General features: G+C 67.8%; 11 protein-coding genes, 1 other RNA gene and 1 pseudogene. 6 read left to right on the top strand and 7 right to left on the bottom strand.

All coding sequences use genetic code 11. From position 1 onward, the window contains the following. Positions 1-1,656, bottom strand: a pseudogene (locus LPA46_RS19080) (ABC transporter ATP-binding protein); the annotation flags it as partial. A 94-nt stretch (positions 1,657-1,750) separates the two neighbouring features. On the opposite strand from LPA46_RS19080, the gene LPA46_RS07930 reads away from it, so the two are divergent. Further along, positions 1,751-1,975: a hypothetical protein gene (locus LPA46_RS07930; RefSeq protein ID WP_230892057.1), complete on the top strand. Its 225-nt coding sequence runs from the start codon at positions 1,751-1,753 to the stop codon at positions 1,973-1,975. Here LPA46_RS07930 and LPA46_RS07925 read toward each other — a convergent pair. The 3 genes from LPA46_RS07925 to LPA46_RS07915 form a co-directional block, all read right to left on the bottom strand. After that, entirely contained in the window at positions 1,972-2,823 is an 852-nt protein-coding gene (locus LPA46_RS07925; protein ID WP_230892056.1) for an ABC transporter ATP-binding protein, read from the bottom strand. The two genes, LPA46_RS07930 and LPA46_RS07925, sit on opposite strands and share 4 nt — an antisense overlap. 2 nt (positions 2,824-2,825) lie before the next feature. Next, positions 2,826-3,947 carry a FecCD family ABC transporter permease gene (locus tag LPA46_RS07920; RefSeq protein ID WP_230892055.1) on the bottom strand — a complete coding sequence of 374 codons (1,122 nt, stop codon included), beginning with the start codon at positions 3,945-3,947 and terminating at the stop codon, positions 2,826-2,828. Positions 3,948-4,052: 105 nt separating this feature from the next. Next, the gene (locus LPA46_RS07915) at positions 4,053-5,210 is read right to left on the bottom strand and encodes an ABC transporter substrate-binding protein (protein ID WP_230892054.1); all 1,158 of its coding nucleotides are present in this window, start codon (positions 5,208-5,210) and stop codon (positions 4,053-4,055) included. A 254-nt stretch (positions 5,211-5,464) separates the two neighbouring features. Here LPA46_RS07915 and LPA46_RS07910 point away from each other — a divergent pair, with 254 nt between their 5' ends. From LPA46_RS07910 to LPA46_RS07895, 4 genes are read left to right on the top strand one after another with little or no spacing between them, the layout of a single operon-like run. Continuing rightward, positions 5,465-8,104: a valine--tRNA ligase gene (locus LPA46_RS07910; RefSeq protein WP_230892053.1), complete on the top strand. Its 2,640-nt coding sequence runs from the start codon at positions 5,465-5,467 to the stop codon at positions 8,102-8,104. Positions 8,105-8,147: 43 nt separating this feature from the next. Continuing rightward, the gene (locus tag LPA46_RS07905; RefSeq protein ID WP_230892052.1) at positions 8,148-8,564 is read left to right on the top strand and encodes a CBS domain-containing protein; all 417 of its coding nucleotides are present in this window, start codon (positions 8,148-8,150) and stop codon (positions 8,562-8,564) included. 57 nt (positions 8,565-8,621) lie between these two features. Then, the gene (locus tag LPA46_RS07900) at positions 8,622-9,725 is read left to right on the top strand and encodes an aminopeptidase (protein ID WP_230892051.1); all 1,104 of its coding nucleotides are present in this window, start codon (positions 8,622-8,624) and stop codon (positions 9,723-9,725) included. Positions 9,726-9,773: 48 nt separating this feature from the next. Then, positions 9,774-10,013: a hypothetical protein gene (locus LPA46_RS07895; RefSeq protein ID WP_230892050.1), complete on the top strand. Its 240-nt coding sequence runs from the start codon at positions 9,774-9,776 to the stop codon at positions 10,011-10,013. A gap of 167 nt (positions 10,014-10,180) precedes the next feature. Here LPA46_RS07895 and rnpB read toward each other — a convergent pair. Beyond that, an RNA gene (gene rnpB / locus LPA46_RS07890) (RNase P RNA component) lies at positions 10,181-10,608 on the bottom strand. A 258-nt stretch (positions 10,609-10,866) separates the two neighbouring features. On the opposite strand from rnpB, the gene LPA46_RS07885 reads away from it, so the two are divergent. Then, complete coding sequence (locus LPA46_RS07885) at positions 10,867-11,502, top strand: TIGR00296 family protein (protein WP_230889400.1); 636 nt, start codon at positions 10,867-10,869, stop codon at positions 11,500-11,502. 15 nt (positions 11,503-11,517) lie between these two features. Here LPA46_RS07885 and LPA46_RS07880 read toward each other — a convergent pair whose 3' ends face one another. After that, complete coding sequence (locus tag LPA46_RS07880; protein WP_230889401.1) at positions 11,518-12,672, bottom strand: nicotinate phosphoribosyltransferase; 1,155 nt, start codon at positions 12,670-12,672, stop codon at positions 11,518-11,520. 67 nt (positions 12,673-12,739) lie between these two features. Beyond that, entirely contained in the window at positions 12,740-14,173 is a 1,434-nt protein-coding gene (locus LPA46_RS07875; protein ID WP_230892049.1) for an Hvo_1808 family surface protein, read from the bottom strand. Between the last annotated feature and the right edge of the window lie 70 nt (positions 14,174-14,243).

The raw sequence follows: 14,243 nt of genomic DNA, 5'->3' as shown, positions 1-14,243 counted from the left end.
CCTCAAAGACCCCGAGATTCTGATTCTCGACGAGGCCACCAGCGACGTCGAGAATCAGAATCTCGGGGTCTTTGAGGATGGCGCGCGCGATGTCGATGCGCTGGCGTTGGCCGCCCGAGATCTTCACGCCACGCTCCCCGACCTCCGTGTCGTATCCCTCCGGGAGCTCGGCGACAAATTCGTGGGCGTCGGCGGCTTTCGAAGCCTCGACGACCGCCTCGCGGTCGGCGTCGAACTGGCCGTACGCGATGTTCTCCGCGATGGTGCCGTCGAAGAGGAAGGTGTCCTGGCTGACGTAGCCGATGTGCTCGCGGAGGCTCGCCAGCGTTAGGTCGCGGACGTCGTGGCCGTCCACACGAACCGCACCGTCGTCAACGTCGTACAGGCGCAGCAGGAGTTTGCAGAGCGTGGACTTCCCGGCGCCCGTCGGCCCGACGAGCGCGACGGTGTCGCCCGAGTCAGCGTCGAAGGAGACGTCGTCGATGACGGTCTCCTCGGTGTCGTAGCTGAACATCACATCGTCGTACTCGACGCGCCCGTCGACGTTCTCGAGTTCGACGGCGTCGTCGGCGTCCGTGACCTCCGAGGGGACGTCCATGAGGCCGAACACGCGCGCAGAGGAGGCTTTCGCGTTCTCGTACTGGTCGACGATGTTCGACACCTCCGCGAGCGGCGTGACGAAGCGCTGCGTGAGGAAGATGAACGTGACGAACGCGCCCGGCGACAGCGTCCCCGAGAGGAACAGCGGCGCGCCGTACAGCAGCCAGTAGCCGCCGACCGCGAACGTCACCGCGAAGGAGAGTCCGGCGAGCAGTTCCATGCCGGGGCGGTAGACGTAGCTCAGGCGGAGGACGTCCATCGTGTCCCGGAAGAATCGGTAGGAGGCGTCCGTGACGCGGTCGGTCTCGTGGGGTCCTCGGCGGCGTTAGTCTTCACGAGTTCGACGCCCGCGAGGCTGTTCTCCAGTTTCGTGTTGAGGTTGCCGATGGCGGCGCGCTGGCGCTCGTAGCGGGGTTCTGCGCGCGTCATGAACCACGACGTGAGCACGACCATCAGTGGAATCGCGGACAGCGTGACGACCGCCAGCTGCCAGTTCTCGGCGACGAGGATAGCGGTGATGCCCGCGACCATCACCACGAGTCGGGCGGAGTTCTGGAGCGCGTCGTCGAGGAACACTTCGAGGTTCGAGGCGTCGTTGTTCAGCACGGACATCACTTCGCCGGTCTGTTTGTCGTCGAAGAACGTCATGTCTAGGCCCTGCATCTTCGCGAACGAGTCCGTGCGGACGTCGTGCATCACGCGGTGCGCGAACAGGTTCGCGGTGACGCCGTACGCGTACGTGAACACCGCGGTGACGAGGAACGACCCGGCGATGAGCACCGCCGAGAGCTCGAACAGGGCGACCTCGCTCGTGGGGAACCAGGCCGCGGGCACGAGCGGCAGGTCGTAGGGCGAGTCGCCGGTGAACACACTGTCGATGGCGGCACCGAGCACGACCGGCGGCAGGAGGCTCGCGACGCGCGCGACGACGTTCGCCACCATGCCGGCTGCGAAGTACGGCCATTCGCTGGCGCCGTACTCCCGGAACAGCCGGCCGAGCGGCTGCTCGACGCGGTCGCGGTACTCGTCGAAGGCGCTATCCTCCGTCGCTGGCATTACGGTTCGAAATACCACCGCGCCCGAAGTCGGTTACGGTCGCCACAGTCCGGCAACCACAAGGTTTCAGTCGGCCGCGCGGCGACTCGCTGACATGCGTACGCTCCCGGTGGTCCTCGCGGTCGTGCTCGTGAACGACGCCGTCCTCCTGCTGGCGCTGGACGTGTCGGTGCCGACGTGGCTGGTCGTGCTCGGCGCCGCGCTCGCGCTGACGGTGCCGATACTGGTCGCCGTCGGCGCGACCGTAGAGAACGAAGCGCCCTCGCGGGCAGAGTTACAGCGAGACGTCGAGCAGTTGCGCGAGCGGGTCGAGTCCTAGTCGAGCGCGCGGCGCGGAACGATGCGGGGTTCGTCGTCGTAGGAGACGGCGGCGTCGACGTCGAAGACGTCCGCGAGCAGCTGTTCGGTGACGACGTCCTCGGGCGGGCCCCAGTCGTACACTTCGCCGTCGTCGAGCGCGACCAGATAGTCCGCGAAGCGCGCGGCCTGCTGGAGGTCGTGGAGGACGACGCAGACCGTGACGTCGCGTTCCTCGTTGAGCGTGCGGACGACTTCCATCACGCGGAGCTGGTGGTGGAGGTCGAGGTACGTCGTCGGTTCGTCCAGCAGGAGCACGTCGGTGTCCTGAGCGAGCGTCATCGCGACGAACGCGAGCTGCTTCTGGCCGCCGGAGAGCTCCGAGAGCTGGGTGTCGCGGAGGTGGTCGACGCCCGCGAGGTCGATGGCGCGCTCGACGGCGTCGCGGTCCTCGTCGGTGAGTGGGTCGAGGAAGCCACGGTGGGGGTACCTGCCGTGGGACGCGAGGTCTTCGACTGTGAGGCCGCCGGGCGCCGCGTTCTCCTGGTCGAGGAGGCCGAGTTCGCAGGCGAGTTCCTTCGCGGGGCGCTCTTGGACGTCGCTGCCGTTCAGGAGGACTGTGCCGGACTCGGGGGACAGCTCCGCGGACAGCCCCTTCAGCAGCGTGGACTTCCCGGAGCCGTTGGGGCCGACGAGCGCCGTCACTTCGCCCTCGGGGATGACGAGGTCGTCGCAGTCGACGACGATGCCCTCGCCGTAGCCGAGTTCGATGCCGGACGCGAGCAGCGCGGCGTCGTCGACCGGGTCCTCGTCGGTGACGTGGTCGGTCGTCGAGTCGGTGCCGGTCGAGACGAGTGGGATGTCTGGCATGGTTAGAACTCCGTGAACGACTCCGTTCGGCGCAACAGCAACAGGAAGTAAGGCCCGCCGAGCAGGCCGGTGACGACGCCGACCGGGACCTGCGTCCCGCCGAGCGCGAGCCGCGCGAACACGTCCGCGGTGACGACGAGCGCGGGGCCGGCGAACAGGCAGCCGGTCATCAGCCGGCGGTAGTCGCTGCCGACGAACGTGCGGACCGCGTGGGGGACGACGAGCCCGACGAAGCCGACGAGTCCCGCGACCGCGACTGCGGCGGACGCGGCGACGATGGCGAGCGTGGACAGCAGGAAGCGGATGCGTTCGACGCTCATGCCGAGCGAGCGCGCCGCGCGCTCGCCGAGCAGGAGGACGTCGAGTTGGCGGGCGCTCGCGAGCGCCGCGGGCACGACGACGAGCGTCGGGATGGCGACGGTGCGGGCGTCGGTCCAGTCGACGCCGACGAGCGAGCCGGCGAGCCACGCGACGGCGGTGCGCATCACGCCGTTGCTCTCGATGAAGTAGAACATCCCCGTCTGGAGGCTGTTGAAGATGGTGCCGACGACGACGCCCGCCAGCACCAGTCGGACGGGGGTGGTGCCGCCGCGCCACGCGACGGCGTACACGAGTAGGAACGCGCCGGTGCCGCCGGCGACGGCGGCCAGCGGCAGGAGGTACGCGCCCAGCGAGAATACGAGCGTGAAGACGACCGCGACGCCGGCCCCGGAGGAGACGCCGAGGATGTACGGGCTCGCGAGCTCGTTGCGCGTAATCGCCTGGAAGATGGCGCCGGAGACGGCGAGGTTGAGTCCCACGAACGCGGCGACGAGCACGCGCGGGAGCCGCACCGTCCAGACGACGATGGTGGCGTTCGAGAGCACCGAGAGGTCGGCGTAGACGCCGAGGAAGCGCGCGGCGTTCTCGCCGAGGACGAGCGTCGCGAGCACCTCTGGGTTGGTCCAGACGGCGCGGTCGAACAGCGCCCGGACGGCGATTTCGAAGGGCATCTCGTAGGCGCCGTAGCGTATCTGGACGAGGCCGGCGACGACCATCAGGACGACGCTCGCGCCGATGATGGTGGCGAGTTGGGCGTCGACCTCGGGGAGGAGTGCGTCTCGGACGCGGCGTTGTCGTGTCATCTGTTGGTCCGTGCGGCGGTTTGGAGGCCGCGGCGGTGCCGGCGGAGTCACCCGCCGGAACTGCGCTTACCTTTAGGTCGCCCTAAGACTTCAAAAGCGTTCCGTCTACGACGTGATAATCGTCGCCAGTTCGTCGCGGTCGAACAGTTCGTCCTCGAAGCGCTCGGGGTAGAGCTCCGTGGCGAAGCGCTCGGTGAGGAAGAGGTGCTGAATCGGGCCGAGGTAGATGGGGCCGCCGCGGTAGACGGCGCCCTCCTCGACGGCGGTGATGCGGCTCGCCGTCTCGTGGTTCTGCATGAACGACACGACGGTGTTCTCGAACTCCTCGCGGGTCTTGTCCTCGTGGCCGCGCACGAACAGCGCCTCGGGGTCGAGGTCGAGCAGCGTCTCGTAGTCGATTTCCGAGCGGCTCCCCGTCGAGAGCGCTTCGACGTCGGAGTCGGCGATGGCGTCCTGGACGTTCAGGTCGTGGAAGGACTTCTTGTTCGCGCCCTCGCCGCTGAGGTGGTACGGGGAGAACGACGTGGGCTCGTTGCTGCCGCCCCAGACGAGCGCGGCGCGCGGCCCCTCACTGGGCACGTCCTCGCCGATGCGCGCGACGAAGTCGTCGTGGAACGTCGAGAACGCCTCGTAGCGCTCGGTCTCCTGAACGGCTTCGGCGACCTTCTCGAAGGCGCCGTACATCGTGTAGTAGTCGTAGTCGTGCCACGCGTCCGTGCGCCGGAAGATGGTGTTGCCGAGGAACGGGCCCGCGCGCTCTTCGAGGAACTGGATGTCCTCGTCGTTCATCTCGAAGACGTTCGTCAGCCAGTTGGGGTCGATGAGGTGGAGGTCGGCGTCGATGGAGAGCAGCGTCTCGCGGGAGACGCCCTGGTCGACGAGGTCGACCATCTGGGACTTGTCGACGCTGACGCCGTCGAGTTCCTCGTAGCCGCCGGTGTGGTAGCGGGCTTTCTGTCCGATGGACGCGACGGCGTCGCCGTGGCCGAGCGCGACGAGCATGTCCGCGTAGCCGGACGTGTAGACGGCGATGGTCTCGGGGACGCTGTCGAACTCGACTTCGCCGACCGGCGTCATCGTGACGCTGTACGACTGGGACTGGGCTTCGGTCGTCTCTTCGGCGCCCGACGTCGTGGCGTCGTCCTCGGTCGCGGGCGCGTCGGTCGTGTCGTTCGTGCTTCCTTCGTTCGGGCTCGCGCAGCCGGCGAGCAGGCCGGCGAGCGTGGCTGCGGTCCCGGACTTGATGAACGTGCGTCGTCGCATACTCGTTTAGGTTCGCCTAAAGAATAAAAGGGCGTCGGTTTTTCGGCGGGCCTAAACGAACGGTGTCGGCGCGTCGCGGCCCCGGCCGGAGCGGGCGTCGTGCCACGCACCCACCCGGGACGGGAACCTTTATGGCCGCGCCACCGCTCCGCTGACGTATGCGCGTCGAGCTCGCGGTAGTACGTGTGTAAGCCCTCTTCTCGTCACGAACCGGACACACAGACACGCGACCGCGGCCGACGACCCACCCAGCTATGACGAACATTCCGGACAGCTACGACCCCGACCGCATCGAGACCGAGTGGCAAGACGACTGGCAGGACTCCGACGTCTACGAGTTCGACCCATCCGAGTCGGACACCCAGTACGTCGTCGACACGCCGCCGCCGTACCCCACCGGGAACCTCCACCTCGGCCACGGCCTGCAGTGGTCGTACATCGACTTCGTCGCGCGCTTCCACCGCCTGCAGGGCGACGCCGTTCTCTTCCCGCAGGGCTGGGACTGCCACGGCCTCCCGACCGAGGTCAAAGTCGAGGAGAACCACGACATCCACCGCACGGACGTCTCCCGCGAGGAGTTCCGGGAGATGTGCGTCGAGCACACCGAGGCCCGCATCTCGGAGATGAAACAGACGATGACCGAATTGGGCTTCTCCCAGGACTGGTCGGCGGAGTTCCGCACGATGGACCCCGAGTACTGGGGGCAGACGCAGTCGTCGTTCGTCGAGATGGCCGACGACGACATGGTCTACCGCGACGAGCACCCCGTCAACTGGTGTCCGCGCTGCGAGACCGCTATCGCGGACGCCGAGGTCGAGAACGTCGACCGCGAGGGCACGCTGTACTACGTCACGTTCGAGGGCGTCGGCAACGACGACATCGAAATCGCGACCACGCGCCCGGAACTGCTGGCGGCCTGCGTCGGGATGGCCGTCGACCCCGACGACGAGCGCTTCGAGGGCCGCGTCGGCGACACGTTCGAGGTCCCGCTGTTCGGCCAGGAGGTCGAACTGCTCGCGGACGACGACGTCGACCCCGACTTCGGGACCGGCGCCGTCATGATTTGTACGTTCGGGGACAAGCAGGACGTCGACTGGTGGGCCGAGTACGATCTCGACCTCCGGTCGGTGTTCACCGAGGACGGCCACCTCACCGAGGAAGCCGGCGACTTCGCGGGGCTGTCCATCGACGACGCGAAGGGCGAAATCGCGGACGCGCTCGACGACGAGGGCTACCTGAACGACACCGAGCCCACCGAGCAGAGCGTCGGCGCGTGCTGGCGGTGTGACACGCCCATCGAGATTCTCTCCAAGGAGCAGTGGTTCGTGGAGGTCGACCAGGACCTGGTCCTCGAGAAGGCCGAGGAGGTCGAGTGGATTCCCGAGCACATGCACGACCGCCTCGTCGACTGGGCGGAGGGCATGGAGTGGGACTGGGTCATCTCCCGCCAGCGCGTCTTCGCGACGCCGATTCCCGCCTGGGAGTGCACGGGCTGTGGCCACTGGCACATCGCGGAGCGCGCCGAGACGCCGGTCGACCCCGACGAGGAAGACCCCGCCGTCGGCGCGTGCCCCGAGTGTGGCAGCCACGACTGGCGCGGCGAGACCGACGTCATGGACACGTGGATGGACTCCTCGATTACGCCGCTACACATCTCCGGGTGGCCCGAGGACATCGACCTCGACGAGTTCGAACCCGTCGGCCTGCGGCCGCAGGGCCACGACATCATCCGCACGTGGGCGTTCTACACGCTCCTGCGGACGGGCGCGCTCACCGACGAAGCGCCGTGGGAAGACATCCTCGTCAACGGCATGGTGTTCGGCCCGGACGGCAACAAGATGTCCAAGTCCCGCGGGAACGTGGTCGCACCCGACGAGGCCATCGAGGAGTACTCCGCGGACGCCGTCCGGCAGGCGCTCGCGCTCGGCGGCCAGCCCGGCAGCGACGTCCAGTTCCAGTGGAAGGAGGTCAAGTCCGCCTCCCGCTTCCTCACGAAGCTCTGGAACATCGTGAAGTTCTCCGGCGGGCACTTCGACGAGGACACGCCCGACATCAGCGACCCCGCCTACCGGGACGCCGACCGCTGGCTGCTCTCGGAACTCACGAGGGTCGCCGACGAGGTCGAAGCCGAGATGGAGGCGTACCGGTTCGACACCGCGCTTCGTACGCTCCGCGAGTTCGCGTGGGAGGACCTCGCCGACGACTACGTCGAACTCGTCAAAGGCCGACTGTACAACGGCCGGCCGGGCGAGCGCGCCGCCGCCGAGAAGACGCTCTACACCGCGGTCACCGCAGTCGTCCGGATGCTGTCGCCGTTCAGCCCGCACGTCACAGAGGAAATCTGGAACCACCTCCCGGGCACCGAGGGCAGCGTCCACAACGCCGCGTGGCCCGAGGTCGACATGCTCGACGAGGACGCGGAAGTCGCCGGCGAGTACATCGCCGAGACCGCCAGCGAAGTCCGCGCGTGGAAGTCCGAGAACCACATCCCGCTGAACGAACCTCTCGACCGCGTCGAGCTCTACTTCGAGCCCGGCCAGGAGGCGAGCCTCGACACGTACGACCTCAGCGAGACCGTCAACGCCCCCATCAAGCTCGTGGAGGGCCGCCCGGACATCGAATTGGTCCCGGTCGAGGTCGACGCCGACGAGTCCGAAATCGGCCCCGAGTTCCGCAGCGACGCGGGCGCGGTGATGCAGGCCGTCGACGCCGCCGACCCCGCCGAGATTCAGGCGCAGATGCACTCCGGCGACACCGTCACCGTCGACGCCGCGGGCGAGACGTACGAACTCGACGCCGACTGGCTGACCGTCGAGACGGAGTACCACGCCCAGTCCGGCGAGGAAGTCGCCGTCATCGAGACATCGTTCGGCACCGTCCTCGTCTACGAGTAGGGCGGCCACCACCTTCTACTGGCGCGCGAGCGACCTCGCGAGCATGGTCGACCCAACAGCGCCACGAATCGAGGACGTCGTACGCCTCCCGGAGGACGCGTTTCTCGACCAGGTCGCGGAGACGATGCACGCAGAAGACGTCGGCAGCGTCGTCGTCACCGGCGACACGACCGACCTCGCAGGTATCGTCACCGACCGGGACCTCGCACTCGCACTCCGGGACGGCATCGACCCCGAGCAGACGACCGTGGACGAGGTGATGACGGCCGACCCCGTCACGGCCGAGAAGGGCGCGGAGATATTCGAAGTCGTGGAGACAATGCGCGACGAGGGTGTCCGCCGACTTCCGCTCGTGGACGACGCGGGCGACGTCGTCCGGCTGGTGAGCCTCGACGACGCGCTCGTATTGCTCGGCGAGGAGATGGCCGACGTCGCGGAACTCGTCGAAGCACAGGTGTAACCCCCGGCGTCGTCCGGAACCCGGCTGCTTTTTCGCCGCCGTCCGCGAGAGAGGGGTATGGACCCCCGCATCGAGGACCACGCCGAAGTGCTGGTGGACTGGAGCGCGCGCGTCGAGGAGGGCGACGACGTCGTGTTGAGCGTCGGCCCGGACGCCCACGAGCTCGCGGTCGCGGTCGCCGAGAAGGTCGGCGAGCGCGGCGCGAACCTCGTCACGGCGTACTCGTCGAACGAACTCGGCCGGGCGTACGCGCTCGCCCACGGTGACGACTTCGACGAGGACCCCGAGTACGAACTCGTGCTCTACGAGAACGCCGACGTGGTACTCTCCATCGGCGGCGGCCGCAACACCAGCGAGGGCTCGGACATCCCCGCGGAGATACGGCGCGCGCAGTCGAAAGCCCGGCAGGGCATTCGGGAGGCCCGGATGAACACGGACTGGGTGTCGACGGTCCACCCGACGCGGTCGCTCGCTCAGCAGGCGAACATGTCCTTCGCGGAGTACCAGGACTTTGCGTACGACGCCATCCTCCGCGACTGGGAGAGCCTCGCCGACCAGATGGCGAACATGAAGGAGATTCTGGACGCGGGCAGCGAGGTGCGGCTCGTCAAGGAGGACACCGACCTCACCATGAGCATCGAGAACCGGACTGCGGTGAACTCCGCGGCATCCGTCGAATACGACTCCCACAACCTCCCCTCCGGCGAGGTGTTCACTGCGCCCCACGCCACCGAGGGTGAGGTGTTCTTCGACGTCCCGATGACGATTCGCGGCGAGCGCGTGCAGGACGTCCACCTCACGTTCCAGGACGGCGAGGTCATCGACTACAGCGCCGCCCAGAACGAGGACGTCGTCGGCGAGATTCTGGACACCGACGAGGGGTCCCGACGCCTCGGCGAATTGGGCATCGGGATGAATCGCGGCATCGACCAATTCACCGACTCCATCCTCTTCGACGAGAAAATGGGCGACACCGTCCACCTCGCGGTCGGCCGCGCGTACGAGTCGAACTTCCCCGAGGGCCACGAGGACGAAGCCAACGACTCCGCGGTCCACGTGGACATGATTACGGACGTGAGCGAGGACTCGTTCCTCGAAGTCGACGGTGAAGTGGTGCAGCGCGACGGGACGTTCCGGTGGGAAGAGGGATTCGAGGAGTAGGCCACCGTGCTTATCCGCCGCCGGCGTGTCAACGTTTAGAGAGACACAATGTCCTTTCTCAACTCCGTCGGCGAACTCGTCGGCAGCGTCGTCGCGGTGGCGCTGCTGCTCGTCCTCGCGGTAATCAGCTTCTTCGTGACCATCTTCATCGTCGACGCGGGCGCGAGCCTCGCGGGGCTCAACCCGGGCGACGACTTCGTGACGCTCGCGGCAGCGGTGCTGACGGCCGGCGCCATCGTCGGCGGCGCGTCGCCGCTGACGGCGATTGCCGGCACCGAGAGCGCGTAACGCTCCCGTAGCCGCGTTCCGTGTTTTCAGCGCCGAAAACCGTTCGGAAGATACACCGGCTGTCGGACAGCGACGCTCTGGGTCGATATTTCACACCTGGTAGCGGTTGCTGTCTTTTTTAGCGTAGATTTTTGCGGGGTCGCTGCGCGACCCCGCAAAAAGGTACGAGCTCGAGGGGAGTAAGCCCCCTTCTGTTCGGCCTGGCATTCGGCTGAGCGTCCACACGGCCCCTTGCGGGCGTGTCGGGCTACCTTGCGCGCGTGGACTTGCACCGGCGGGGATTAGCCGTTCCATCGGTCCCCTCCCTTCAGCGAACGGGGATACCGTTCGCGTTTGACGCGGTAGAACCGCGCGGTTCGCGGCTGACGCCGCTCACCTGTAACGTGGCCTCCCGTTGGTCGGCCACGCTTCCCTCGGCGGGTTAGCTTCCTTCCCTCGCGGGTCGGGTCGCACGCCTCATCGGTGGGGGAGGGACGTGTCGTCTCTGTTCCAGTGCCGACGGTCTCCCGTCCCGGATTTGCATCCGGCCGCCTGCCCGAACGGGTGGGGGGACTTTCCTCATGCCTCTCGGCACGGGAGCCAGGCTCCCTCTGCTCGCCGGTTCTAGGAGTGCCGCGGCGTTAAGGGGTTCGGTTGAATAGGTCGTCGAAGCGCGTGTCGACGAACCACGTTCAGTATTCAACCTTGTGGCCGGCGGAATTATACAGAATCGTTGTCAACGAACCAATTAGTGCGCGCGAATCCGACTCACGTTCCGCGGTTCGGCCGTCCTACGCAGCCGAGGAAAAATCCTTCACGGTTCTCGCCCGTGAGGGGAAGAGTTCAAGTTAATCCTTGCCATAAATAGACTCGTATGGCCGAGGCCCAGTCAGTAGTACTTTCCTTCGAGGACGGCGCTCGGACGGTTGAACTAGCACGCGAATCCGTCGAGGCGTTCGTCCGGAACGGCCAGCGCGAGCAGCCCGGTAGCATGCGGGACGCCTTCTACAACCGAACGAGCGCGTTCGTGCGATTGGAGTCGACCCACGGCCGCGGCCGGCTCCGGGGCTGTGCGGGCGCGCAGGAGTCCGCCCGCGACCTCGGGAGCCGCGACCAGCAGCTCGGGCACGCCATCGTCGAGGCGTCCATCAAGGCCGCCTCGGAGGCGTCGTGTGGCTCCGAAGTTGAGGCCGCGGAGCTGCCGAACCTCCGCGTCTCCGTCTGCACCGTCTCGAACCTCGTTCTCACGGACGACCCCGTCGAGGACATCGAGCTCGGCGTGCACGGCGTCGCCATCGACGGCGACGGCAAGCACGGCTGGATGTACCCGACGCTGCCCGTCGAGAACGACTGGAGCGTCTTCGAGTACCTCGACCGGACGTGCCGGAAGGCGGGCCTCCCGAACGGCGCGTGGGAGGACGACGACGTGATGGTCACTCTCTTCGAGGGGCAGGTGTTCCGGGAGACCGGCGAGGACGCCGAGGAGCCCGTCGAAGAGCTCACCGCGTAGAAGCGCGCGCTACTGTTACTCCCCTCCGTTCCCGAACCCGACACGCTCGGCGTCGTCGAGCGCGCGGTCGGCGGCGTTCTCGATGCTGAACGACCGGACGACGTCGCCGTCCCGAATCAGCGGGTCCAGCAGCGACGTACCGTCCGTCGGGCCGGGCCGGGCAGCGAGGCCGACGTGGTGGCCGCCGTCGCGCGTGCGATAGACGTCTTTCTTCCCGGAGAGTTTCCCGCGCTTGGCGGCGGGTTCGCCGTCCACCTCAACGATGTCGAGCGCGAAGTCCACGGGGTCGGCGTTCGAGACGTGGCTGCCGACGCCGAAGCCGTCCGCGACGTCCCGGAGATCCCGGAGTTGTGTGGGGCCGAGGCCGCCGCTGAGGAAGATGTCGACGTCGCGGCGGTCGCGGGCGTCCAGTTCCCAGCGAATCTCGCGGACGATGTGCCGGAAGTCGCCGCGGCGCGAGCCGGTGGTGTCGAGGCGGACGCTGTCGAGGTCGTCGCCGAGTTCGTCGATGGCGCGCAGGACTTCGTCTTTCTCGTCGCTGTACGTGTCACAGAGCGCGACCCGCGGGACCGACTCGTCGACGGCGTCGTCGAACGCGCGCCACGCCGCCTCCTGGTTGCCGCGCCCGAAGCAGATGAGGAGCGCGTGGGGCATCGTCCCGCCGGCTTCGCGCCCGATGACGTCGCCGGCGGCGAGGTGAGAGAAGCCGTCGAGGCCGCCGACGAGCGCGGAGCGTTCGACCATCGCCGCAATCGAGGGGTGGACGTGGCGCGCGCCGAAGCTCAGGACTTGGGAGTCGGGCGCGGCGCGCCGCGCTTCGAGGGCGGCGGTCGCGACGCCCGAGGCGTGCGAGAGGAAGCCCAAAAGCGACGTCTCGTAGCGCGCGAAGTCGCGGTAGTTGCCCTCGATGCGGAGGACGGGGCCGCCGTCGAACAGCGTTCCCTCGGAGATCGCGTCCACGTCGACGGGGAGGCCTTCGAGGAGGTGGGCGGCGTCCTTGACGCCCGCGAGCAGTTCGAACTCCCCGGTCGGGAACTGGTCGGCAGTCACCTCCGCGACCACGCGAGGGTTCTTCCCGGCGAAGTCCAGCGTCGTCTCGGTGCGCTCGAAGTACGCGTCGGTCGCGCGGCCGCTCTCGATGGCCTCCGGCGGCACGACGTCGAAGGTCACGCGACCACCCGGCGAGTAGCCTGCATGCCTCGGGGTAGACCCGCCCGAGCGAAAAAGCCTCGCCTCCCTACTGCGAGTGGACGTCGCCGAGGTCGCCGGGAGTGGGCGCGTTCACGATGGTGACCTCGTTCCCGGAGCGAGTGACGCGGAACGCGTCGGCGAACTCGCTCTCGTTCTCGGGGATGCGCCAGACGCCGTTCGAGCGCTGTTCGGCCCCCCAGTACTGGAGGAGGTGGCGGTACGTCCGCGCGAACTCGCGGGCGTCGCCGTTGGAGTCGAACGCGAGCCGCCACGTGTAGGCGGTCTCGTTGCCGTTCTCGTACACCCAGAGTTTTTCGCCGTCCCAGCCAGCGACGGGCTGGGTGGCGTAGTCGAACGGCGAGTCCTGGTCGATGTCGCCGTTCGCGCCATAGTTCAGCGGGTTCAACACGGCGTCCTGCGGGTGGCGGTCCTGCTCGTAGGCGGGGTAGCCGAACATCGCGGTGAGCCCGCCGACGCCGACTTCGCCGTAGGGCGCGCGGCCGCCGGGCGTGACGCGCTCCCAGGAGTCAGTAGAGCGGTCGGGGAGCGAGACGTCCCGGGGCTGGTCGCTGCCGTACTTCTCGGGCTGGGCGACCTGCTCGGAGGACGCCGGCGGCTGGTCGTAGACGCCCGCGACCGCGTCCCAGCCGCCGTCACTGTGGACGTGCTCGACGAACGCCGACCCCGCGCTGTACGGGAAGTACTTCATCATGTAGACGCCGAGGTGGATGCTCCCGCCGCCCCCGCCACCACCGCCCGCGGCTTCGGGCGTGGCGCACTCCCACTCGGCACCGCAGCGCTCGCTGTACTGGCTGTCGAGGAAGCTCGCTTCGCCCTCGATGAGGCCGTTGTGGGCGTTGGCCTTGTCCCGGGTGGGCGAGGAGAAGTTCGCCTGGAAGTTCCGGAATTGGAGGGCGTGCATCAGCTCGTGGCCGAGTGTGTTCTCGTCGATGGTCGGCGTCTCGGACTCGGAGATGACGACGATTCGGTCGTCGCGGGGCGTGTAGAACCCGAGCACGTTCGACCCGCGGTTTTCGTTCTGGACGGACAGCGAGTCGTTTCGCTCGCCGACGAGGAACAGCGCCTCGAATTTTACGTTGTCGAACGTCGCCATCGCGTCGCTGGAGTTTCCGGTGCCGGTGTACTCGTCGCGGTACGTCGACCGCGAGATGACGTCGACGGGCACCGGCTTCTGGAATTCGATGCCGCGGAGCTGTTCGACCCGCGCCATCGACCGGTTGACGACTTGGTCGCGTTCGGTCTCGTTGAGGCCGTCGTCGACGGTCACGGGGAGGGACTCGTTGTGCCAGTAGCCGCCCTCCCAGCCGAGCGCGTCGCCGGCGGGGTCGGCGTAGTCGAAGTCGCTCGTCGCGGGCGCGGTCGTGGTCTCGACGGCCCCACCGCCGGTCCCGGCGGGGGACTGACAGCCGGCGAGGACGACCAGCGCGACGAACGCCACGGCCAGAATACGGCGTGTCATTACACGCGGTTCGGTCTCGACGGGGTAAAACGCTACGCACAGCCACACCGCCCGAGGGCCGGCCCAACGG

The sequence above is a fragment of the Halobacterium sp. KA-6 genome (genome assembly GCF_021029015.1).
Lineage (GTDB): Archaea > Halobacteriota > Halobacteria > Halobacteriales > Halobacteriaceae > Halobacterium.
The sequence above is the reverse complement of the archived record's forward strand: the minus strand, read 5'-3'. Positions and strand labels throughout refer to the sequence as shown.

Excerpts from the sequence above, each read along its gene's own strand:
- LPA46_RS07875 (WP_230892049.1), bottom strand. The coding sequence starts at position 14,173 with ATGACACGCCGTATTCTGGCCGTGGCGTTCGTCGCGCTGGTCGTCCTC.
- LPA46_RS07930 (WP_230892057.1), top strand. The coding sequence starts at position 1,751 with ATGCGTACGCTCCCGGTGGTCCTCGCGGTCGTGCTCGTGAACGACGCC.
- LPA46_RS07920 (WP_230892055.1), bottom strand. The coding sequence starts at position 3,947 with ATGACACGACAACGCCGCGTCCGAGACGCACTCCTCCCCGAGGTCGAC.
- LPA46_RS07900 (WP_230892051.1), top strand. The coding sequence starts at position 8,622 with ATGGACCCCCGCATCGAGGACCACGCCGAAGTGCTGGTGGACTGGAGC.
- LPA46_RS07925 (WP_230892056.1), bottom strand. The coding sequence starts at position 2,823 with ATGCCAGACATCCCACTCGTCTCGACCGGCACCGACTCGACGACCGAC.
- LPA46_RS07910 (WP_230892053.1), top strand. The coding sequence starts at position 5,465 with ATGACGAACATTCCGGACAGCTACGACCCCGACCGCATCGAGACCGAG.
- LPA46_RS07885 (WP_230889400.1), top strand. The coding sequence starts at position 10,867 with ATGGCCGAGGCCCAGTCAGTAGTACTTTCCTTCGAGGACGGCGCTCGG.
- LPA46_RS07905 (WP_230892052.1), top strand. The coding sequence starts at position 8,148 with ATGGTCGACCCAACAGCGCCACGAATCGAGGACGTCGTACGCCTCCCG.
- LPA46_RS07915 (WP_230892054.1), bottom strand. The coding sequence starts at position 5,210 with ATGCGACGACGCACGTTCATCAAGTCCGGGACCGCAGCCACGCTCGCC.
- LPA46_RS07895 (WP_230892050.1), top strand. The coding sequence starts at position 9,774 with ATGTCCTTTCTCAACTCCGTCGGCGAACTCGTCGGCAGCGTCGTCGCG.